Source organism: Streptococcus sp. 27098_8_113 (genome assembly GCF_041432545.1).
Classification (GTDB): domain Bacteria; phylum Bacillota; class Bacilli; order Lactobacillales; family Streptococcaceae; genus Streptococcus.
Map to the genome: position 1 here is coordinate 1 of NZ_JAPVZU010000002.1, position 23,162 is coordinate 23,162.

General features: G+C 38.9%; 20 protein-coding genes. All 20 read left to right on the forward strand.

The window, feature by feature from the left end; translation table 11 throughout:
* Positions 1–1,576 (forward strand): 3'-5' exonuclease (locus tag O3644_RS01335; RefSeq protein ID WP_371594875.1); only part of this gene is annotated, 1,576 nt, incomplete at its 5' end.
* The gene (locus tag O3644_RS01340) at positions 1,573–1,971 is read left to right on the forward strand and encodes an NUDIX pyrophosphatase (protein WP_371594876.1); all 399 of its coding nucleotides are present in this window, start codon (positions 1,573–1,575) and stop codon (positions 1,969–1,971) included. The genes O3644_RS01335 and O3644_RS01340, both read left to right, overlap by 4 nt.
* Positions 1,972–2,069: 98 nt before the next feature.
* Positions 2,070–3,350, forward strand: coding sequence for an O-acetylhomoserine aminocarboxypropyltransferase/cysteine synthase family protein (locus O3644_RS01345; RefSeq protein ID WP_371594877.1), 1,281 nt, complete (start codon positions 2,070–2,072; stop codon positions 3,348–3,350).
* A 98-nt stretch (positions 3,351–3,448) separates the two neighbouring features.
* Positions 3,449–4,375 carry a glycosyltransferase family 2 protein gene (locus tag O3644_RS01350; protein WP_268730998.1) on the forward strand — a complete coding sequence of 309 codons (927 nt, stop codon included), beginning with the start codon at positions 3,449–3,451 and terminating at the stop codon, positions 4,373–4,375.
* Between the two features lie 55 nt (positions 4,376–4,430).
* Positions 4,431–5,639, forward strand: coding sequence for a beta-carotene 15,15'-monooxygenase (locus O3644_RS01355; protein WP_268730999.1), 1,209 nt, complete (start codon positions 4,431–4,433; stop codon positions 5,637–5,639).
* Between the two features lie 123 nt (positions 5,640–5,762).
* On the forward strand, positions 5,763–6,617 hold the full coding sequence (gene rfbD / locus O3644_RS01360) for a dTDP-4-dehydrorhamnose reductase (protein WP_268731000.1): 855 nt from the start codon (positions 5,763–5,765) through the stop codon (positions 6,615–6,617).
* A 71-nt stretch (positions 6,618–6,688) separates the two neighbouring features.
* Positions 6,689–7,963, forward strand: coding sequence for a lipopolysaccharide biosynthesis protein (locus O3644_RS01365; protein ID WP_313963403.1), 1,275 nt, complete (start codon positions 6,689–6,691; stop codon positions 7,961–7,963).
* 7 nt (positions 7,964–7,970) lie between these two features.
* A complete protein-coding gene (locus tag O3644_RS01370) occupies positions 7,971–8,918 on the forward strand; it encodes a glycosyltransferase family A protein (protein ID WP_268731001.1) in 948 nt (315 codons plus the stop codon).
* A 26-nt stretch (positions 8,919–8,944) separates the two neighbouring features.
* The gene (locus O3644_RS01375) at positions 8,945–9,916 is read left to right on the forward strand and encodes a glycosyltransferase family 2 protein (protein WP_371594878.1); all 972 of its coding nucleotides are present in this window, start codon (positions 8,945–8,947) and stop codon (positions 9,914–9,916) included.
* Positions 9,913–10,629: a glycosyltransferase family 2 protein gene (locus tag O3644_RS01380; RefSeq protein ID WP_268731003.1), complete on the forward strand. Its 717-nt coding sequence runs from the start codon at positions 9,913–9,915 to the stop codon at positions 10,627–10,629. Before O3644_RS01375 ends, O3644_RS01380 begins: the two co-directional genes overlap by 4 nt.
* Complete coding sequence (locus tag O3644_RS01385) at positions 10,629–10,988, forward strand: DUF2304 domain-containing protein (protein ID WP_268731004.1); 360 nt, start codon at positions 10,629–10,631, stop codon at positions 10,986–10,988. Before O3644_RS01380 ends, O3644_RS01385 begins: the two co-directional genes overlap by 1 nt.
* Positions 10,978–11,757: a glycosyltransferase family 2 protein gene (locus O3644_RS01390; RefSeq protein ID WP_268731005.1), complete on the forward strand. Its 780-nt coding sequence runs from the start codon at positions 10,978–10,980 to the stop codon at positions 11,755–11,757. The genes O3644_RS01385 and O3644_RS01390 overlap by 11 nt, the downstream gene beginning before the upstream one ends.
* A gap of 24 nt (positions 11,758–11,781) precedes the next feature.
* Positions 11,782–14,715 (forward strand): rhamnan synthesis F family protein, encoded by a 2,934-nt coding sequence (locus tag O3644_RS01395; protein ID WP_048765200.1) that lies wholly within the window; start codon positions 11,782–11,784, stop codon positions 14,713–14,715.
* Complete coding sequence (locus O3644_RS01400; protein ID WP_048765233.1) at positions 14,702–16,003, forward strand: DUF2142 domain-containing protein; 1,302 nt, start codon at positions 14,702–14,704, stop codon at positions 16,001–16,003. The genes O3644_RS01395 and O3644_RS01400 overlap by 14 nt, the downstream gene beginning before the upstream one ends.
* Positions 16,004–16,012: 9 nt before the next feature.
* Entirely contained in the window at positions 16,013–17,248 is a 1,236-nt protein-coding gene (locus O3644_RS01405; RefSeq protein ID WP_048765197.1) for a glycosyltransferase family 4 protein, read from the forward strand.
* Positions 17,249–17,374: 126 nt separating this feature from the next.
* The gene (gene cps2T, locus O3644_RS01410) at positions 17,375–18,523 is read left to right on the forward strand and encodes a beta 1-4 rhamnosyltransferase Cps2T (RefSeq protein WP_048765193.1); all 1,149 of its coding nucleotides are present in this window, start codon (positions 17,375–17,377) and stop codon (positions 18,521–18,523) included.
* Positions 18,520–19,455, forward strand: coding sequence for a glycosyltransferase family 2 protein (locus tag O3644_RS01415; RefSeq protein WP_048765191.1), 936 nt, complete (start codon positions 18,520–18,522; stop codon positions 19,453–19,455). The genes cps2T and O3644_RS01415 overlap by 4 nt, the downstream gene beginning before the upstream one ends.
* A gap of 5 nt (positions 19,456–19,460) precedes the next feature.
* Positions 19,461–20,270 carry an ABC transporter permease gene (locus tag O3644_RS01420; protein WP_048765188.1) on the forward strand — a complete coding sequence of 270 codons (810 nt, stop codon included), beginning with the start codon at positions 19,461–19,463 and terminating at the stop codon, positions 20,268–20,270.
* On the forward strand, positions 20,270–21,478 hold the full coding sequence (locus tag O3644_RS01425) for an ABC transporter ATP-binding protein (RefSeq protein WP_371594879.1): 1,209 nt from the start codon (positions 20,270–20,272) through the stop codon (positions 21,476–21,478). Before O3644_RS01420 ends, O3644_RS01425 begins: the two co-directional genes overlap by 1 nt.
* A gap of 17 nt (positions 21,479–21,495) precedes the next feature.
* Positions 21,496–23,142: a rhamnan synthesis F family protein gene (locus tag O3644_RS01430; protein ID WP_371594880.1), complete on the forward strand. Its 1,647-nt coding sequence runs from the start codon at positions 21,496–21,498 to the stop codon at positions 23,140–23,142.
* The last annotated feature ends 20 nt before the right edge of the window (positions 23,143–23,162 follow it).

Here is a 23,162-nt window from a genome sequence, read left to right on the forward strand (position 1 = left end):
TAAGAATATCTGCGTGGTCGGAGATGCTGACCAGTCTATCTATGGCTGGCGGGGAGCGGATATGCAGAATATCTTGGACTTTGAAAAGGATTATCCAGAAGCTAAGGTAGTTCTATTAGAGGAAAACTATCGCTCGACTAAAACCATCCTTCAGGCGGCTAATGGAGTCATCCGAAACAACCGCAACCGCCGTCCTAAAAATCTCTGGACTCAAAACGAAGACGGTGAGGAAATTGTCTACTATCGGGCTAATGACGAACAGGACGAAGCTCTCTTTGTCGCTAGGACTATTGATCAGCTGAGCCGAGAAGGATACAGTCATAAGGATTTTGCAGTTCTTTACAGGACCAATGCCCAGTCACGGACGGTGGAAGAAGCCCTCCTCAAGTCCAATATTCCTTATACTATGGTCGGCGGAACCAAATTCTACAGCCGTAAGGAAATCCGTGATATTATCGCTTATCTCAACCTCATCGCCAATCCTAGCGATAATATCAGTTATGAGCGCGTGGTCAATGAGCCTAAGCGTGGTGTCGGACCAGGAACGGTAGAGAAAATTCGGGATTTTGCGTCCAGTCAGGAAATCTCCTTGCTGGATGCGTCAGCCAATATCATGCTTTCGCCAGTCAAGGGTAAGGCGGCTCAGGCAGTTTATGAGTTTGCCAATCTGATACTCGACTTGCGGGATCGTTTGGATGACTATAGCGTGACTGAACTAATTGAGCTTGTTCTGAAAAAAACAGGTTACTCAGCCGCTTTGGCAGCTCAAGCAACCTTGGAAAGCCAAGCTCGGATTGAAAATATCGAGGAATTCCTGTCCGTGACCAAGAAATTTGATGAAAATCCAGACAATCCTGCTGATGAGACTGGCCTTGATAAGCTCAGCCGTTTTCTCAATGACCTAGCCTTGATCGCGGATACGGATGACGGAGATCAGGAGAGTTCTGAAGTGACTCTGATGACCCTTCACGCAGCCAAGGGATTGGAATTTCCAGTCGTCTTTCTGGTTGGAATGGAGGAAAATGTCTTCCCTCTGAGCCGAGCCTCTGAAGATGAGGATGAGCTAGAAGAAGAGCGGCGTCTGGCCTATGTCGGCATTACCCGAGCAGAGAAGATTCTCTATCTGACCAATGCCAATTCCCGCCTGCTTTATGGCCGAACTAACTACAATCAGCCGACCCGATTTTTGAGAGAAATCAGTTCAGACTTGCTGAACTATCAGGGGCTGGCTCAACCGGCAAATAGCTCCTTTAAGGTTAGTTATACCAATAGCGATACTAGCAAATTCGGTCAGGGTATGAGTCTGGCTCAAGCTCTGCAGGAGCGGAAGCGTCAGGCGGCTCCCAGCTCCATTTCTACAGGTAGTCTGCCTTTTGGAAAGAGCAGTCAGAGCCAGCCATCTAAGCCAGAAGTTGCTTGGGCTATCGGGGATATTGCTCACCATAAGAAATGGGGCGATGGGACAGTTCTGGCAGTCTCTGGCAGCGGAAACAGTCAAGAGCTCAAGATTAATTTCCCAGAAGTCGGTCTGAAGAAAGTGCTGGCCAGCATAGCACCGATTGAGAAAAAATCATGATGAGACAGTCGATTGAAGCCTGGATCTATCATCCAGAGGAGCGAGAAATCTTGCTCTTGAAAGTGGAGAATGAGAATGTTTCCTTTTGGCAGCCCATTACTGGTGGGATTGAGGGTGGTGAGAGCCCAGAAGAAGCCTGCCTTCGTGAAATAAAAGAAGAGACCGGCTTGCTCTTAGCTTGTTCAAACCTGACGAGTCTTGGAGATTTTACGGTAAAGATTGATGACAATCTGACCATCCACAAAAATCTCTTTCTAGTTCTGACAGAACAAAAGGAGATCCAGATTTCTGATGAGCATATAGGAGCTCAGTGGGTAGCTTTAGACAAAGTTTCGTCGCAGTTGTACTGGCCCAGCAATCAAGCGACTTTTGAGATTATAACTGAGAAGCTATAAGATATAGCTTCTCTTTATTTCTTTTGATAAAGAAATTCTATTGGTCAAGCGGGGCGTTTAATGGTAGACTTATCACATAACTATAGTGAGGTGACTTTATGACACGTGAATTCAAATTTGAAACTCTGCAGCTTCATGCCGGACAGACAGTTGACCCGACAACTAAGTCGCGGGCTCTGCCTATTTACCAGACAACTTCCTATGTGTTTGATGATACTCAGGAGGGAGAAGATCTCTTTGCCCTACGTAAGCCTGGCAATATCTACACTCGGATTACCAATCCGACCCTGTCAGCTTTTGAGGAGCGGATTGCGGCTTTGGAGGGTGGAGTCGGAGCTCTAGCGACAGCCTCAGGTATGGCGGCTCTGACCTACACTATTCTGGCCTTGGCTCATGCTGGCGACCATGTAGTGGCAGCCTCTACCATCTACGGTGGCACCTTTAATCTGCTCAAGGAAACCCTGCCTCGCTATGGCATTACCACGACTTTTGTCGATATTGAAAATCTGGCTGAAGTAGAAGCAGCCATTCAGGATAATACCAAGCTGGTTCTGATTGAAAGCTTGGGCAATCCTCTGATTAATATTCCTGACTTTGATGCTTTGGCAGAGTTGGTTCATGCTCACAGGATTCCGTTGATTTCCGACAATACCTTTGCTACGCCTTATCTGATCAATGTCTTTTCTCATGGTGTGGACATTGCGGTTCATTCTGCGACCAAGTTTATTGGCGGTCACGGAACCAGCATCGGAGGTGTGATTGTGGATAGTGGTCGTTTCGACTGGGAAGCTTCTGGCAAGTTTCCGCAGTTTGTGGACCCAGATCCAAGCTACCACGATATCAGCTATACGCGCGATGTTGGAGCGGCAGCTTTTGTCACTGCTGTCCGGACCCAGCTCTTGCGTGATACGGGCGCTGCCATGTCCCCCTTCAATGCCTTTCTCTTCTTGCAGGGGTTAGAAACTCTCTCTTTGCGAGTAGAGCGCCATGTATCCAATGCCGAGAAGGTTGTAGATTTCCTAGCAGGACATCCTAAGGTTGAGCAGATCAATTATCCCAAGCTTGCTGACAGTCCTTATCATGCTTTGGCAGAAAAATATTTCCCTAAAGGCGTGGGCTCTATCTTCACCTTTAATGTCAAAGGTGGGGAGAAAGAAGCTCGTAAGGTTATTGACAGCCTGGAGATTTTCTCTGACTTGGCCAATGTAGCAGATGCTAAGTCTCTGGTTGTCCATCCAGCTACGACGACTCACGGACAGATGTCTCCAGAGGCTCAGCTAGCAGCAGGCATTACACCAAATCAAATCCGTCTTTCTATCGGCTTGGAAAATGTGGATGACTTGATTGAGGATTTGAGAATCGCCTTGGAATCTATTTAATTTTCAAGGCCTCTAGACCACGCAAATAAGATTGAAACTAGGTTTTCGCCTAGTTTTTTGTTATAATGAGAGATATTAAAAAATAGCAGGTAATCAAAGTGACAATTTCAGTGATTGTTCCGTGCTTCAATGAAGAAGAGTCTATTCCTTTGTTTCATAAAGCTATGGAAGCGGTGAAATATCAAATCCGTGACCAGTTTGAATATATTTTTGTCAATGACGGATCGACTGATCGGACCTTGACTGTTTTACGTGAGCTCAGTAGTCGCTGTCCAGATGTGCACTATCTGTCCTTTTCTCGTAATTTCGGAAAAGAAGCAGCCCTCTATGCTGGTTTGCAAGAGGCAAGTGGGGAATTTGTGACGGTCATGGATGTGGATTTGCAGGATCCGCCTGAGCTCCTGATTGAGATGAAGGCCATGCTGGACTCGAATCCTGAGCTGGACTGTGTGGGTACCCGTCGCACTACTCGCGAGGGAGAGCCGCCAATCAGAAGCTTTTTTGCTAATTTGTTCTACAAGCTGATTAACAAGATTAGTCAGGTTGAGATGGTAGATGGTGCGCGTGACTTCCGCCTGATGCGCCGTCAGATGGTAGCAGCCATTCTGGAGGTTTCAGAGTACAATCGCTTCTCCAAGGGAATTTTTGCCTGGGTTGGCTTCAATACTGAGTACTTGGAATACAAAAATGTTGAACGAGTGGCTGGCAAGACCTCTTGGAATTTCTGGTCTCTATTTAACTATTCTTTAGAAGGCATCGTCAATTTCTCTGATGCGCCTCTCAACATCGCCTTTTTAGGGGGCATCCTGTCCTGGATTTTAGCCTTTATCCTGATGGCAGTAATTATTATCCGTACCTTGGTTTTTGGTGATCCGACATCGGGTTGGCCGTCCCTTATGACTGTCATTCTCCTTATCGGAGGCTTCCAGCTGTTGACCATCGGTATATTGGGCAAGTACATCGGCAAAATCTTCATGGAAACAAAGAAACGCCCTGTTTATGTGATTAAGGAGAAGAGTAAGTGAGTCTTTGAGAGAGTTTTTAGGGCTTAAATGACTCTTATTTAGCTGAGGAGAGATTGTGGAAAATAAAAAAATTAATATTGTCTTGTGCTTAACTTCGTTTATTTATGCGATACAGTTTTACATCAATAATAAAATCACCCCAGTAGGAGACCAAACAGCATTTTTAGAATATGCTAAGGAATTTCATTACAATTATTTATTCTTTGGGATTGATCGTTATTTCACTTGGAGCAGTAGATTACTCATTGAATCAGCCACCTTACTATTTTCTGTTCACGAAAAGCTATTTATAGCAGCAGCCTTTCTGGCAACGTTGCTTTTGGTCTATGCTTTAAGGAAGCTGACTCCTTCCTTACCTTGGCTGCCAGCTTTACTTATTTTTATATTCCTTCCGGCAACTGAATTTTTAAGTGCGGGTTCTATTCCAACCTATGTCAATTACATTTTCCCTGCTTCCTTGTTGCTTTTTGCACTTTTTTTCAGAGAATCTAAAAATATTTGGATTAATATAGCTAGCCTTTTGTGCTTTTTAGTTGCTATCATGCAGGAACAATTAGCAGTCTATGCTTTTTTATGGCTTCTGTTTGAAACTGTCCTTGCGAAGAAAGATAAAAAACCTTTACTGGGTAATCTATGTTATTTGGCACTAAGCGCTTTAGGAATCTTATCAGCCAAGCTGTCTCCGGGGAATGCTCTGCGTTTGGAAAAGAACATTGTCAGTTGGTTCCCCAACTTTCCGAACTTGAATATCTTCCAAAAGCTTGGGCTGGGCTTTCTGGAGACAGGGGATAATCTGCTTTCCACGTCCTTTGCCTTTGTGATGGTCTTCTTGCTTGTGCTCTTTGTTTATGCTCTTCATAAGAAAAATGTAACAGCCTTAGCTCTGAGCGGTTTTGTTATACTCAATATTTTTTCACAAAAAATGGGCTGGAATACTATTTTTGGTACCTTAACAGGTATCAGTAAAGTAGCCAGAGAATCAGGGACATTTTCTTTTAATATCACGTATATGAGCGCGGTAGCTTTTTATGGCTTGCTGCTATTAATGATTCTTTACGCTTTATGGCTTGTAGTCTCTGACTGTAAAGAAAAGATATGGCTGACCTATTTGTTTGTAATTGGCTTTATTGGCCGCATGGTCATTTCATTATCTCCGACTCTCTACGCTTCAAGCACTCGAACCTTTTTGCCTCTGATGATAAGTCTATTCATTATTACTTGCAGATTGTTGTATTACTTATATACGGAGTATCAAAAGGAATAAGAAACTATTCTTTTGTGCTCCTACCGGATAGATTTTCCGATAATGATTCGATTAAGCAGATTTTTTCTGCTTTTTTTGGTATAATAAATTCATCGAATTTTTATGATCTGAAAGGAAGAACAAATGATTTTAATTACAGGTGCGAATGGACAGCTAGGTACAGAGCTTCGCTATCTTTTGGATGAGCGCAATGAGGAGTATGTGGCTGTTGATGTAGCAGAAATGGATATTACCAATGCCCAAATGGTTGACAAGGTCTTTGCGGAAGTCAAGCCAAGCTTGGTCTATCACTGCGCGGCCTATACTGCAGTTGATGCGGCTGAGGACGAAGGAAAAGAGCTGGACTATGCCATCAATGTGACCGGGACCGAAAATGTGGCAAAAGCTGCAGAAGCACACGGAGCAACCATGGTCTACATTTCAACAGATTATGTCTTTGACGGACAAAAGCCTGTCGGAGAGGAATGGGAAGTAGACGATCGGCCAGATCCACAGACTGAGTATGGCCGTACCAAGCGCATGGGTGAGGAGCTGGTTGAGAAATATTCCAGCCGTTTCTACATTATCCGTACAGCCTGGGTCTTTGGTAACTACGGTAAAAACTTTGTCTTTACCATGCAAAATCTTGCTAAGACACATAAAACTCTGACTGTAGTCAACGACCAGCATGGCCGTCCGACTTGGACTCGTACGCTGGCTGAGTTTATGACTTATCTGGCTGAAAATCAAAAGGAATTTGGTTATTACCATCTGTCTAATGATGCGGCTGAGGACACGACGTGGTATGACTTTGCAGTGGAAATTCTCAAAGATACGGATGTGGAAGTCCAGCCAGTTGATTCCAGCAAATTCCCAGCTAAGGCTAAGCGACCTTTCAACTCAACTATGAGTCTGGCCAAGGCCAAGGCTACAGGCTTTGTTATTCCAACTTGGCAGGATGCTTTGAAAGAGTTTTACAAGCAGGAAGTGAGAAATTAAACATTGAGCAACCTTGCGGTTGCTTTTTTTAAGGGGAATTTATGGTATAATTGGGTATAGTTTTATTTACATTGAAAGAGAGTTCTATCAAATTGAAAGTACGATCATTGCCAAAAATTTTCTTTTGGAATATGCTCGGGAGTTTATCTTCAGCAGCTGTATCTGTTATTTTATTGTTTATAGTTACTCGCACCTTATCTAGTGAATCAGCTGATCTTTATAGCTTTGCTTACGCAATTGCAAATTTGCTAGTTATTGTTGCAGGGTTTCAAGTCCGAGATTTTCAAGCAACGGATATTAAAGAAAAATATTCTTTTGATGCATATTTGACTACTAGATTTCTAACTAATATTTTAATGATACTAATTTTGTTAGGCTATTTAATTTTAAATCCTTCGACTTATGAAAATTTTTGGATTATATTTTTGGTCTCCTTTTTTAGAGTTAGTGAGGCGCTTTCGGATGTATTTCAAGGATTATTCCAGCAGAAAGAACGATTGGATTTAGCTGGCCAATCATTATTTTTTAGAAATATAATTTCAACAATAACATTCGCTGTTCTGTTATTATTTTCTAAAAATCTTCTTTTATCTATTGTTTTTCAAACACTCACCTCTTTCATTGTAGTTCTTTTTTTTGATTTTCCAAAATCTAAGTTGTTTCATCGTATTAATATCTCTACAGTAAAATTCAAAGATATTTATAGTATTTTAAAGGACTGCTTACCTTTATTTATAAATGCTTTTCTATTAGTTTCGATCTATAACCAACCTAAGTATGCATTAAACGATATTTTTAATAGGGGATTGATTGAAGCGGGAGTACAGAGAGACTTTAGTATTTTATTCACTCCAATTTTTGCAATGAATCTAATGATTGTTTTTTTACGTCCAATGATTACACAACTAGCAATTTTCAAGGAAGAGAATAAAATTTCTCATTTTATTACGTATAAAAATAATCTATTTAAGATTTTATGGGGAACAAGTATATTAATTTCTATTGTTGGAGCTCTTGCTGCCATACCTGTTTTAAATATTGTTTATGGAACCAAGCTGAATCAATATCAAATGAGTTTCTTTATATTGTTGCTAGGCGGCATTGCTAGTACGTTTTCTACAGTATGTGATAATATTTTAACTGTTTTTAGAAAACATCATTATTTAGTCATTTCATTCTTAGCGGGATATCTTGTATCCATTCTTACAGCTGAGCCACTGGTATCCCAATACGGAATTTTTGGAGCCTCTTTGTCTTTCCTTATCTCTATGATTGCTTGGTTGAGTGTCTCGCTAATTATTTATTTTATGACGAATCCATATACTTTTTTGAGAAGGAAAAAATAAGAAACTTATGAAATTTTCAATTATTATACCTGCCTATAATGTAGCGGATTATTTAGAAAAATGTGTTAAAAGTGTCTTAATTCAAGAATTTAAAGATTATGAAATTTTAATCATAAATGATGGTTCAACTGACACTACTGCAATAGTCGCTGATAAATTGTCTGCGGAGAATACCAATAAAGTAAGGGTGTTAAATCAAAAAAATGGTGGAGCTTCAAAAGCAAGAAATACAGGTATTGAGTCTGCTCGGGGAGAGTACTTATTGTTTTTAGATGGTGATGACTTTTGGAGTGATCAACACTTTTTGAATCAACTTGATGAAATAACTACAGAATGCATTGATGATGTTATCGTTTTTGGCTACAGTTATTTTTATGATGATAGAATTTTAGATTTCCCTATATCTATGTTTGAGGAAAATATTTTAAAAGCTACTTGCTTTGGAATATTTAATGGTCCAAATTGGAATAAGTGTGTATCGAAAAAATTATTTCAAAACGGCTTGAAATTTCCAGAGGGAATGGTATCTGAGGATAGTTTATATTGTTCTCGGATCTTAAAAATGACAAAGAAATTTTCAATTCTTAATAGTACTCAATACATGTATAGACAGAACCGCAAAGGAAGTTTGACTAATGTCGTGAAAGAAAAAAATGTTCAAGATACTCTTGAAGGAATCAGGATGGGACTTTCTGACTTGAAAAACTATTCAGTTGAAATTCAAAAAGCTTTAAATATCTATTTTGCAATCTCATATATTTCAATATTACCTTATGTAAATCAATCCATTGATAATTTTAAAATTAAAGAGTTGCTTTATCAGTATAAGTATTTGCTCCATTATGCAAAGTATATAGAGAACCGAGTATTTAAATTAACAGGTCTATTGGCCAATTTATTGGGGATAAAATTTTCAATAAAACTATTTCCTGTTTTATTGAAGTTTTATAAATAGAGTGGATTAGTTATGAAAGGAAAAATATGTCTAAACCAGCTATTTCAGTCATTATTCCAGTTTATAATGCACAAGACGGGATTAAACGCTGTGTAGATTCTCTTTTGAATCAATCATTTAAGGATTTTGAAATTATTCTTCTGAACGATGGTTCGAAAGATAATTCTTTAAAGATTCTAAAAGAATATGAATCAAAGTATGGTTTTATAAGAGTAATTGATAAACAAAATGAAGGAGTTGCAGTAACTAGAAATAAAGGGATTCTTCTAGCTGAGGGAGAATATACTATGTTCATGGATAATGATGATTTTGTTGATAGTGATTACATTGAAACTTTTTATCAGGCTATCCATGAGAAAAATCTAGACTTGGTTATTGGTGGATACAAACGTGTCAATCAGGATAACCAAATTATCTTTAGCCAGGATATACAGCAGTCAGAATGGTCCAAGTATATTATAATGGCTCCTTGGGCCAAAATTTACCGAACGGAGTTCTTGAAAACGAATAATTTAGAATTTTTTGACTATGGTATAGGAGAAGATATCATTTTTAACCTAGCTGCCTATAAGGCAACAGACAAAATAGGTTTGTTAGATTATAAAGGATATAATTGGTATTACAATAGTCAGAGTATTTCTAACACTTCTCAGAGAGGTTTCTCTCCTAAAATTGATATTTTAGTTCTTTTTTCAAAAATATTAGAGTTGGGTAAGCCATCTGAGCTAGAAGTATATTACTTGAAAAGATATTATGTTTGGTATTTGCTTTTTTCTGGGAGAACCTCATCCAATCAGGAGTTTATTCATCAGTATATTAGGATTAAGGAATGGTTAAAAGAGAATAAACTCATCAGTACGATCTCTCCCTTGTCTAAGAAGGTTCAGGGCGAAAGATTTCAGACTAAAATTTCACTTATTGTTTTTTTGAGCTTAGAGAAGTTAAGGTTAGTTCCACTATTTGCTAAAATTTATTGTAAAGGGAAGAAAGATAATTGAAAGTTTTAATGATAATTCCGGCTTATAATGAGGAAGAAAGTATTTTAAATACGGTTATGAGCATTGTAGAATATCGGAAGAAAGTTGATTTTGACTTAGACTACGTAGTTATCAATGATGGGTCAGTTGATAGAACTAAGGAGATTTTGGACAGCCATCATCTGAATGCTATTCATTTGGTTATGAATTTAGGGATTGGCGGAGCTGTTCAGACGGGCTATAAGTATGCTCTTGAGAATAATTATGATGTGGCCGTACAGTTTGATGGAGATGGTCAACATGATATTGAGTCGCTGGATGCTTTGCTGGAGCCTATTCGTCGTCAGCAGGCGGATTTGGTTATTGGTTCTCGTTTTATCGGTGACAAGTCTTCGGAATTTCAGACGACTTTTATGCGACGTTTTGGCATTACTATTATCTCAGCCTTTATTAAATTAACAACAGGCAAAAGGATTCTGGATACCACCTCAGGCTATCGTTTGGCCAATCGAGACATAATTCGACAATTCGCTGCGCGCTATCCTATCAAGTATCCTGAGCCAGAATCGATCGTCCATATCTTGAAGCGGAAATATAAAGTGGTGGAAGCACCAGCCAATATGTTTGAACGTGCAGGAGGAGTCTCTTCGATTACTCCGATTAAGTCCATTCGCTATATGATTGAAGTTTGCTCTTCGATCTTGATTGCTGCTTTTATGAAAGAGAGTGAATAATGTCCATTTTGTCTATTGTCATGCTGGTGGCGTCAGTTTTATTCTTGTATTTTGTCTTTCGGAATATCAATCAAAACAATATTTTATTTGAGCAAGCCTTTATGTGGATTGTTATTGGCTTCGTGCTGATTATTATCTCTGTTTTTGATCGGATTCCAGTTTCTATTGCCAAATTGTTGGGCTTTGAGCTGACATCAAACTTTGTGATGTCTTTGGCTATCTTTTTCCTATTGATTATTGTTTTTTTACATACTATTTCCATTTCCAAGCAAAAGGAGCAAATCAAGCAGTTGGTGCAAGAACTGTCCATCATGAAGCAAAGAATGTCCAAGTTAGAGAGTGAAAAAGATGAAAAATAATCATACCTGGGTGATTTGTGCCTATGGCGAAAGTGAATTTTTAGAAGCTTGTATCCTGTCTTTGCAAGCTCAAACTTTGTCATCAAAGATTATCTGCTATAGCTCGACACCGTTGGATTCAATCAAGCAGCTGTGCCAGAAGTACGGTATTCCTTTTTACACGAAAGAAGGCGGTGGTATTGGTAAGGACTGGAATAATGCCCTTACCTTTGTTGAGACTTCTTATGCTACCATTGCTCATCAGGATGACTACTATGAGCCAACTTATCTAGAAGCAGTGATGCAGAAGATAGAGCAGTCGAAGGATATTCTCATTGCCTATACAGACTATTTTGAAGAGAAAAATGGAGTCAAAATTCCGGCTAATACCAATCTGAAAATTAAGACTCTCATGCTTAAAACCTTGAATCTGATTCCGGCCAGTCGTTTTTGGAGAAATCGGGTGTTGGCTTTTGGCAATCCCATTTCCTGTCCAGCGGTGACTTACAACCTAGAGTTATTAAGAGATTTTCGATTTGATGAGGAAATGCGCGTGAGTCTGGATTGGTATGCTTGGTACAAGATTAGCGCCTATAAGGGTCGCTTTGCTTATATTTCTGAGAAGCTTATGTGCCACCGGATTCATGGAGAGTCTGAAACAACCAAGACCATTTCAGATAATACTCGGACCAAAGAGGACTTGTTCATGTATCAGCTTTTCTGGCCTAAGTGGGTTGCTAATCTAATAAACAAAGCATATATGAAGAGTCAAGATGCCAACTCAAATTAATATAGTTATTTACAAGGAAGTTATATGAAAGATTTAATATCTGTTGTTGTAACATGTTACAACCATCAAGACTACATTGAACAGTGTTTGCGCAGTATTTTTGAACAAACATATAAAAATATTGAGTTGTTGGTATTGGATGATGGGTCCACAGACAAGTCCGCCCAGATTATCCAAGAAACTTTGGTAGATTCCCCTTTCCCGACGAGGTTTGAAAGCCATGAAAATATGGGGGTCGTCAAGACAAGAAACAAGGCTTTGCAGCAAATTCAAGGAACTTATTTTATTTTTGTGGATAGTGATGATTTCCTAGATGTTGACTACGTTGAGAGCTTCTATACAACCATGCTGCAAGAGAAGGCAGATATTGTCTATGGGGATCTGTATGATCCTGATAAAAAAGAAGTTTACCTTAAATCGCGGCCCTTTGACAAGGTAGCTTTCTTAACGGAGAATTTTATCTCCAACTGTTCTCTCATTCGACGCTCAATTGCTGATGGTATTTATTATGATGAAGCGCTGAATCGTGAAAAATTGGAAGACTATGATTTTCTTTTAAACTTAATTATCAATCAAGGTGCGAAACCTGTTTATGATGCAAATACAAAGCTGAATTATCGGGTCTTTGACAAGGAATCTATCTCTAAACGAGATTCTACTCGTTACCATTACGAAATCTATCTGAAAATCCTGCATAAGTATGTAAAACAGTTGCCTGATGAGATTTATCAAGCTTTGTCAGCGAATATTTATACTTTAGATGGCAGACTGGATGATTTGATTCAGCATATGAAGCAGGTATCTGACTATGTCCAAGATTTGAGAGAGAATTGGGAGTACGATAGTAAACTGATTTATCAATATCAGGATGACATTGAAGAATTACGTAACTCACTCTCATATCGTGTTGGGAATGCTATCGTCACTCCAATTAAGCAGGTAGGGCAGATTGTCAAAAATCCGCGGAATATCCGAACTGTCCTATCTCAAATGAAGCGTCAGTGCATTACCATAAAAAGAAATATCAAATCGCCAAAAACCTATTATTATCGAGTTTTACGGAATTCTCAGCGAAAGCAATTTCAACAAGTGACTGGCAAGAAGTGCCTAATCTACGTCATTTTTGAGGCAGAAGAGAATCTTCAGCGCTACAAGGTTCTATTTTTAGAGAAATTAGCTGCTTTGGTAGATGAAACGTTGATTGTGGTAAATGGAGGATTGCAACCAGAGGATTTATCTGTCTTGGAACAATATGGGCAAGTTCTGGTAAGAGATAATACAGGTTATGATGCTGCGGCATTTAGGGAAGGTATTTTAACCATTGGTAAGGAAAAGCTGCAAACTTCTTCTCAGCTTCTGTTAGTCAATGATACGAATATTGGTCCAATGAGAGATTTGAATGAAGTCTTCCAAACAATGGAAGATAGAAATCTCGATTTCTGGGGGATTTCCTTTGGTGAAGTGCAGGAAGATGCTACAAATTTCAATCAATATGGCTATATTCCAGAACATCTGCAGTCTTATTTTCTTGTCATTGAGCCTTTATTGCTTCGGTCAGAGGAATTTTTCGACTATTGGAATAACCTAACCGATACGGATTCACGCGATAAGGCTATTGGGAAACACGAAACAACTTTTACTAAGTATTTTGCAGATTTAGGTTATCGATATGATGCTTTGGTGTCTGAAAACAAAGACAGTGCTATGTATATTCATCCTTTGAGAATGCTCAGGGCTGGTAGTCCTTTGGTTAAATACACATCATTACAAAATTATAATGCGCAACAATTTCGTTGGCAGGGACTGGAAAGACGAACAGAAATACCTGATTTGCTCAATTATGTACAAATGGAAACAGATTATCCAGTTGAAATATTAGAAAATATTGTACAAAAATTCAAATCAATCTCCAGAGAACAATATATCTTGATTATAGATGGGGTTGAAAACATCATTCCTCAATGTACACGTTACCGAGTGCTGAACAAAGCAGAACAGTTGCGAAAAAACGGCTTCATGGTCAAAGTAGTAAATGTATCAGAATTTGATATTTCTCAGGCTCGAAATGCAAGTCATATTATCATCTATCGGGCTCCATGGTCTTATCAACTTCAATTCTTGTGCGATACAGCTAAAAGAGATAAAAAACCAGTTTATTTTGACATTGATGATTTGGTTTTTGATACAGTTTATACAGATCAGCTAAGCTATACTCAAGGCTTATCAGAAAAGGACAAGGGCAACTATGATGCTGGTGTCAAAAATTATGGCAAGATGTTAGCTGCCTGTGATGGAGCGATTACTTCGACTTTCCAATTGAAGGAAGAGCTGCTCAAATATAAAGATAAGGTATTGCTGAACAGAAATCGAGCTTCCAGTGACTTGATTGAAATCAGTTCTCACTTTATCAAAGATTATAGTCAGCAAGATTCAAAAGTCAAGATTGGCTATTTTTCAGGTTCTATCAGCCACAATGAAAATTTTGAATTGATAAAACCAGCCATCCAATCCTTGCTTGAAGTCTACAAGAATGTGGAGCTTCATATCGTCGGACATTTGGATATTCCAGAGGACATGAAGCCGTATCAACAGCAGATTGTTGTACATGACTATGTTGACTGGAAGGATTTACCTCAGCTGATCAGTCAGGTGGATATCAATCTAGCACCGCTAGTTGACTCGGTCTTTAATCGGGCTAAGTCTGAAATCAAATGGATGGAGGCTGCCTTAGTAAAAGTTCCTACAGTTGCTAGTCATATTGGAGCCTTCTATGATATGGTTAAAGATTGGGAGACTGGACTTTTAGCTAAAGACGGGGAGTGGAAAGAAAAGTTAGAGCGTTTGATTCTTTCGTCTGACCTACGTCAGGAATTAGCAGAAAATGCCTATGATTTTGTTCTTGAAAACTGCAGTTTAGATAGTAAAGATGAAATGGTGAATGATTTTGAAAAGAAGTAAGACGATGAAAATAGAAAATATCTTTTTGGTCTTGGCGACGGTCTTTGTCATGACATTTATGGTGGTTCAACCGATCAACCGTGTTCCAGATGAGATGAATCACGCCCGCATGACTTGGGAAATTTTCCATAAACCGACAGAGAAAACCTACAAGTGGATGGAAAATATCTCTGCGGAACCGCATGTTTCTCCAACAGAGTACAAGAAGCTTTTCACGGAGAAATTGGATTTATCTCAGGAAGAGTCTACTTTGGGGATTAATCTCAAAACTCTGTCCTTTTTACCGCAGCTAATTGGCATGACCTTGGGATCGTTTATCTATCCATCGGTGGGAGTTATTATCATGATGGGGCGATTTTTTAACGGCCTAGCCTATATTTTGGGTGTTTACTTCCTGATTAAGTATTTTAAGTACGGCAAGAAGGCTCTCTTTTTCATTTCACTTCTGCCGATTATGGTTCAGCAGGCAGCTTCTCTCTCCTACGATGTAATGAACTACTTGGAGCTTATGCTAGTCATTGGTTTTTTCACTAATATTGCTTCCAGCAAGAAATTTACCAATAAGAATTTTATCCAGCTTTTGATTATATCTGTTGGACTCTTTGCAACCAAATTAAACAATGTTCTGTTATTGGGCTTGTTGCCTTTCATTGATTTTGAAATGGAAGGATTCTTAGCTGTTTTGAACAAGCCTTTTCTTGCGACCAAGGCATTTATCGGTCGTCATCGTTATGTTTTTTACAGTTTGGCTCTTGTCGCAGTTTTATTAGCCTTGCATCTGGTTGTCCGCCATCAAGGAGGGATTTTCCACTACAGTAGGGTTCTGCTCAACACTTTGTTTAAACAGCGCATGAACGGTGACCTCAATACCATATTGACTATTGGTCTCTTTGGATTTTTGGGTAATTTCACCATTCAGTTGCCCCTGTGGCTAATCTTTCTTGATGTAGCGGTACTGACTATCATTTTCTTGCAGTCTGAGAAGGATTTTATGACGAAGTCCTATGCAACTGTCTCTGCGTATCTTTTCCTTTTGCAGGTCATTGCTGTTGTCACTATCATGTACCTAGAGTGGACTCCAATTGTTTTAGGAAAAGGTGCTCAGATATCCGTTGGAACTCAGGGCCGCTATTTTACGCCTTTCCTAATTCTCTTCTTACCCCTTCTTGCGAATATGGGCAAGCTAGAGATTCAGGAGCGGACAGTTAAAAACTTGCTTATAGGCACTTTGTCAGCTAACTTTTTAATTTCAATCTATTTAATGATTCCATTCTATTGGAATTGGTAAGGATAAGCTATGAAGAAAAATATTTTATTCATTTCGCCGACTGGAACCTTGGATAATGGGGCAGAGATTTCTATTTTCCATCTGATGAAGTATTTGGTTCAAGATGGCTATCACGTTATCAATGCGATACCAGATTATCATGTCCAAGCCCAGCAAGACTATATTTCTACTCTTGCAAAAGAAGGAATTAGGACCATTGCTTTGCCATCAGTTAAATGGTGGTGGGAGGATGCACCAGGTGGTCTTCCTGGAACTCATGAAGAGAGGGTAAATTCTTACCAAGAAAATATTGCTGCGCTGAGAAAGATAATAGTAGATAGCCATATTGACTTGGTCATTACAAATACAGTTAATATGTTTCAAGGAGCGGTAGCAGCAGCTTGTGAGGATATTCCGCATTTCTGGCTGATTCATGAATTTCCTGAGGGAGAATTTAGTTATTATAAAGAGAAAATTGGTGTTATAGACTCTTTAGCAGATGAGATATTCACTGTTACAGGAAACCTTCAAAAATCGCTATCTTTTCTCTTGCCTCAGCGTGAAATTAAATCGTTTATTTCGCATAATGAAGTCGTATCAATAAAACTAAAACAAGGAAGCAAGAAAAGATTTGTTTCTGTTGGTCGAGTAAATGATAATAAAAATCAGATTGAACTGATTCAAGCTTATCAAAATTTAGAAAATGCTTCGGATTATGAGCTTGTATTTATTGGTGGTTGGGATGAAACTTATAAAAAGAAATGTGATGATTATATCCAAGAGAACCGATTAACCAATATTTTCTTTTTGGGGCACAAAGATAATCCTTGGGAAGAGTTAACATCAGAAGATATCTGTGTTTTTACTTCCAAAATTGAAACTTTTGGTTTAGTATACATAGAGGCTATTTTAAATGGGATTCCAACGATTATATCAGATAATCAAGGATATATGACAGCCTACAATTTATTTGAAGTCGGTACTATTTACCAATTAGGAAATATTGAACAGTTAACGGGTATTTTGCAAGATTCTATAAGAAACTTCTCACAGCAAAAAGACTTTGTTGTAAAACAAAGAGAGAGGATTCAAAATGTTTATCGAATAGAAAACAACTATGCTGAGTTGCTAAGTGCAATAACAGAGGATAATGTGAGAAATAAGAAAATATTGTATTATTTTAATAGTCTATTTGAATTCAAAAAAGTATCTGAAAGAAAAATTACCCACCTATTTAAAAAAATTATAAGAAGAATTATAAAATAGTGAATATTATTAAGAGACAGTAAATGGTAAAAAGAAATGACATTTACTGTTTCTTTCTTTACAATACAAATCACCAAGAAAATGATATAATAGACTAGATTGTAAATCTTTGAATAGAGGAAAAGCATGAGACATGTCTTCATCATCGGGAGTCGCGGACTTCCTGCTAAATATGGCGGATTTGAAACCTTTGTTGAAAAATTAGTAGAAAATAAGGTTTCTTCCAAAATCCAGTATCATGTAGCTTGTTTGTCGGATGATGAAGCTTTTCATCATTTTGATTACAAGGGAGTGGATTGCTTCACCGTTAAGGTTCCTAAGTTGGGGCCGGCTCGGGTGATTGCCTATGATATGATGGCCATCAATTATTCCTTAAAGCTAGTGCAAGAGCAGCAGATTGAGCGCCCAATTTTTTATATTTTAGGTAATACGATTGGAGCCTTTGTGGCACCTTTTGCGCATAAAATTCATAAAGCAGGCGGGACTTTTTTTATCAATCCGGATGGTCTGGAATGGAAGCGAGCCAAGTGGCCTAAGCCAGTTCAAGCCTATCTTAAATATTCCGAGAAGGTGATGACCAAGCATGCTGATCTGGTCATTGCGGACAACCAAGGCATTGAAAGTTATATAAAACAGTCCTATCCTTGGTCTAAGACAGCTTTCATTGCTTATGGGACAGATCTCCAGCTATCGTCTCTTGACTCTCAGGATGCTCGCGTGCATGATTTTTTTGAGAAATGGCAGAGCAGAGAAAAGGAATATTATTTGATTGTTGGACGTTTTGTGCCAGAAAATAACTACGAGACCATCATTCGGGAATTTATGAAATCCAAAACCCAACGTGACTTGCTGATTATCTGCAATCATGAAGGGAATTCTTATTTTGAAGAGTTAAAGCAGAAAACGGGTTTTGACAAGGACTCTCGGATTAAGTTTGTCGGGACTGTTTATGATCAGGAACTGCTCAAATATATCCGCAATCAAGCCTTTGCCTACTTGCATGGCCACGAAGTCGGTGGAACTAATCCTGGACTCTTGGAAGCTCTGGCTCAGACTGATGCCAATTTGGTTTTGGATGTGGATTTCAATCATCAAGTAGCTCAAGAGACAGCTTTGTATTGGCAAAAAGAAGAGGGGCAGTTGGCCCAGCTGATTGACAAAGTGGATGGCCAACTTGATTTTTCTGAGCTAGGTCAGGCAGCCAAAGAAAATATGAAAGAAAACTACACCTGGGAAAAAATTGTAGGTGAATACGAGGAGCTATTTTTATCATGAAAGTGACTATTCTTCTGTCTACCTATAATGGTGAGCAGTTTCTGGCAGAACAGATTGAAAGTATTCAAGCCCAAACCTATAGGGATTGGCAGCTCTTGATTCGAGATGATGGCTCTAGTGATGGGACGCGAGCGATTATTGAGGATTTTTGCCAACAGGACGACCGGATCTTCTTTATCAATCCGGAAGAAGCTCAAAATTTGGGTGTCATTAAGAGTTTTTATAGCCTGCTTAAATATCAGGATTCGGATGTTTACTTTTTTAGTGATCAGGATGATGTATGGTTGCCAGATAAGTTGGCAATTCAGTTGGCGGCAGCAGAAAACTATGATGCTTCCGTACCTTTGTTGGTTTATATGGATTTAAAAGTGGTGGATCAGGAGCTAAACGTTGTTCATGAAAGTATGATTCGAACGCAGTCTGATCATGCTAATACAAAATTGATTCAGGAACTAACGGAAAATACAGTGACAGGTGGTGTTTCGATGATCAACCGCGCTCTGGCTGATTTGTGGACAGGGCAGGAGGAGCATGAACTGCTTATGCACGATTGGTATCTGGGCTTGTTGGCTTCGGCCTTTGGGCAACTCGTTTATCTAGATCAGCCAGGAGAACTTTACCGCCAACATTCCAATAATGTATTAGGAGCCCGAACCTTACGCAAGCGGATGAAGAACTGGATTCATCCTAGCCGTCTATTTGTTAAATATTGGAAATTGATAAAAGACAGTCAGACTCAAGCTCGCAACCTTCTCAGCCAGCCTCTGACAACTGAAAATAGAGAAATTGTTGAACATTTTGTGACAATCATGGAGGCCCCTTTTGCAGAGCGACTGCGACGGATTCGAAAGTATGGCTACAGAAAAAATCGTGCCTTTCATACTTTGGTTTTCACGACGCTCATTCTCACAAAATTTGCTTATAAGGAGTAATATGCATGCTAGATTATTTTAGCCAAAAAAATTGGATTCTATTGAGGGAACTGGTTAAAACAGATTTTAAATTACGCTATCAAGGCAGTTTCATTGGGCATTTGTGGTCGATTTTAAAACCCCTAATGCTTTTTACCATTATGTATCTTGTTTTCGTTCGTTTTCTGCGTTTTGATGATGGAACGCCTCATTATGCAGTGTCGCTTCTTCTAGGGATGGTGACGTGGAACTTTTTCTCGGAAGCGACCAATATGGGCATGATGTCCATTGTTGCGCGAGGGGACTTACTACGAAAACTGAATTTTTCTAAATCAATTATCGTTTTTTCAGCTATTACTGGTGCAGCGATTAACTATGCGATCAATTTGTTGGTTGTTTTTGTTTTTGCTCTGATTAATGGCGTATCAATCACCCTAGGGTGGCTAGTTATTATCCCGCTTTTTCTGGAATTAGTTTTGATTTCAGCTGGTTTTGCCTTTATGTTGGCGACACTTTTTGTCAAATATCGTGATATTGGGCCCATTTGGGAAGTAGTGCTACAGGCAGGCTTGTATGCAACACCAATCATTTATTCACTGACTTTTATTCTGAAGGGTGGGCATGTTTTGGTCGCTAAGCTGATGATGCTTAATCCAATGGCTCAGATTATTCAAGATCTTCGTCATTTTATCGTTTTCTCAGGCAGTACTCGGGGCTGGGATTTGATGGATCATTACTGGATTGCTCTGATTCCTTATTTATTGCCAGTAGTGATATTTGGGCTTGGATATTATATCTTTAATAAAAATGCTAAGAGATTTGCGGAGATTCTATAATGTCAAATAATATTGCAGTAAAAGTTGACCATGTCAGTAAGTTTTTTAAACTGCCAACAGAGTCAACACAAAGTTTAAGAACGAGCCTAGTCAACCGTTTTCGAGGTATCAAGGGTTACAAAGAGCAGAACGTTCTTAAGGATATTTCCTTTGAAGTGGAAAAGGGAGATTTTTATGGAATTGTTGGCCGTAATGGTTCTGGCAAATCAACTCTTCTGAAAATCATTTCAGAGATTTATATTCCCGAAAAGGGAACAGTTACCATTGATGGTAAGTTAGTTTCCTTTATCGAGCTAGGTGTCGGCTTCAATCCAGAGCTGACCGGCCGCGAAAATGTCTATATGAATGGCGCCATGCTAGGCTTCTCAACTGAAGAAGTAGATGCTATGTATGACGACATCGTTGAATTTGCTGAGCTGGGTGAGTTTATGAATCAAAAACTCAAAAATTATTCTAGCGGGATGCAGGTTCGTTTAGCCTTTTCAGTTGCTATCAAGGCTCAAGGGGACATTCTGATTTTGGATGAGGTTCTGGCTGTGGGGGACGAAGCCTTTCAACGCAAGTGTAATGATTATTTCATGGAACGGAAGCATTCGGGAAAGACAACTATTTTAGTAACTCACGATATGAATGCCGTCAAAAAGTATTGTAATAAAGCTGTTCTTATTGAAAGCGGTTTAGTCAAAGTTGTCGGAAATCCAGATGATGTAGCTAACCAATACAGTTTAGACAATGCAACTGACACAAAAGCCATGAACGAAGATTTTGTCGCTGAAACGGAATCTGTCGCAGTTTCTGATTTAGAGGTTCATCTACTAAGCTCTCCTCAGATAGCACCGACTGAAGAAATTGAATTTGAGATTAGCTATCAAGTCAATCAAGATATGCCAACCTACATAGCCTTTTCACTGACTGATATTGACCGCACGATTTGGCTGTATAATGATAATTCAATGGATAATTTGACAGAAGGAGCAGGCAAGAAGACATTTAAATACAAATGCCATCTTTCCCAAATCAATCATGCAAAATTGAAATTACAGGTTTCTGTACGTGATGAAGAGAATCAGATTTTAGCCTTTGCAGATTCTAAGAATACTCCGGTCATTATTATCAGCCGACGGGATATTGAAGATGACGATATCTCTGCAAAAGACTCATCAACGGGATTGATTCAGCGTAATGGGGTCTGGGAAATCTCTCAATAAAATGATAAGGTGTTTTCATGGAACGAATATTACTCTATGTTCATTTTAATAAATATAAGCGCGTGAGTAATCATGTCTTCTACCAATTAGAACAGCTCAAGCCCCTGTTTTCCAAAATCCTTTTTATTTCAAATAGTCATATCGGAGAAGCAACTAAGAAAAAGTTACAAGACGAATTTGGGATAAGCGATGTGTTGGAAAGAGACAATCAAGGCTATGATTTTGCAGCTTGGCGGGATGGAATGAGCGCCGTAGGTTTTGAAGTGCTCAAAAACTACGACTCTCTGACTTTGATGAATGATACTTGTTTTGGTCCACTCTGGGGGTTGGAGCCTATTTATAAGCGTTTTGAGGCGGATACTAAGGTTGATTTTTGGGGTATGACCAACTTTCGAAAAACAAAGTATTTTGAAGAGCATTTGCAGAGCTATTTTGTTACCTTTAAGCAGCAGATATTGAGGGCAATTTCTTTTCAAGAATTTTGGACAAAAGTAAAAGATTTTACTGATGTTCAAGATGTGATTGACCACTACGAGACGAAATTTACCCAATATTTTACAGGGGCAGGCTTTACCTATCAAGCTTTATTTGATACTCGTCTAGAAGAAGTAGCGGATTTAATTCATCCAGACTTTACTTATTATAAGCCTTTTACTATTCTTGAGAAAAAGGTTCCCTTTTTGAAAGTGAAAGCTATCAGTGGCAATCCTTTTTCTGCGAGGTATCTGCTGGAAGAAATCAAAGAGAGAACCTCTTATCCTGTTTCTTTAATTTCTGAGCATATATTTGGATATATTGGTCCAGATGTCCCCTGCCTTTTGCAGGATAAGCAGCTTGCAAAAGATGATAAGAATGACTCGCCAGAAAAGCCGGTAGCGCTTCATATTCATGTGACAGACCTTCAAGTCTTCGAGCAATTTAAAGAAAAATGGGAAGTTCTTCCTCTACAATACCAATTTGTGGTGACGACAGCTGACGAAGAAATCTTTGTTCAGCTCCTAGAAACTATATCAGACCGCTATCAAGTTCTTTTAGGAAAAGAAGAAAGGCCTATGAAGGCGATGCTTGAACAGAGTGAGTTGTTGCAGCAATTTGCTTTCGTTGGGCATATTTCTACTGCAATTTTAGTAGATGGAGTGCCTCAGCTTGATAATGCGATGCGTAGAGAACTGATGGATATGATGTTTGAAAATGCCAATGCTAGTATTAAAGCATTGGAACAAGATGCTGAGCTTGGTCTCGTTATCCCAGATCTTCCAAGTTTAGTCAGATATGGCTTATTTGAACAAGAAGTTTATCGGAAAGAAATGGCTGCAATTTGGCAGGAGCTCCATTGCCAGAAAACTTTTGATTTTGAACAATATCCTGTTTTTACTAGGGTGTATGGCGGCTTTCTTTGGTTTAAGCCTTCTGCTCTGATTAGACTTTTTCAAAACGACTACCAGTTATCAGCTCAAACTGAACCTCAAGTTTTAGAAAGTTTGTTAGTTTATTTAGCTTGGGAACAGGACTATGATTTTAAAATCATGTCTGGAACCCCATTGCCTGCTCTATTAGACTTACAAAGAGAAGCAGAACAATTAATCCAGCAGAAAGGAAAATTGGCTCACAAGAGCCTAGCAAAAAAAGTTAGAAGGTATTTATCGAATCTTTTTAAAAGTTAGATAATAGTTTCTGTAGAAAG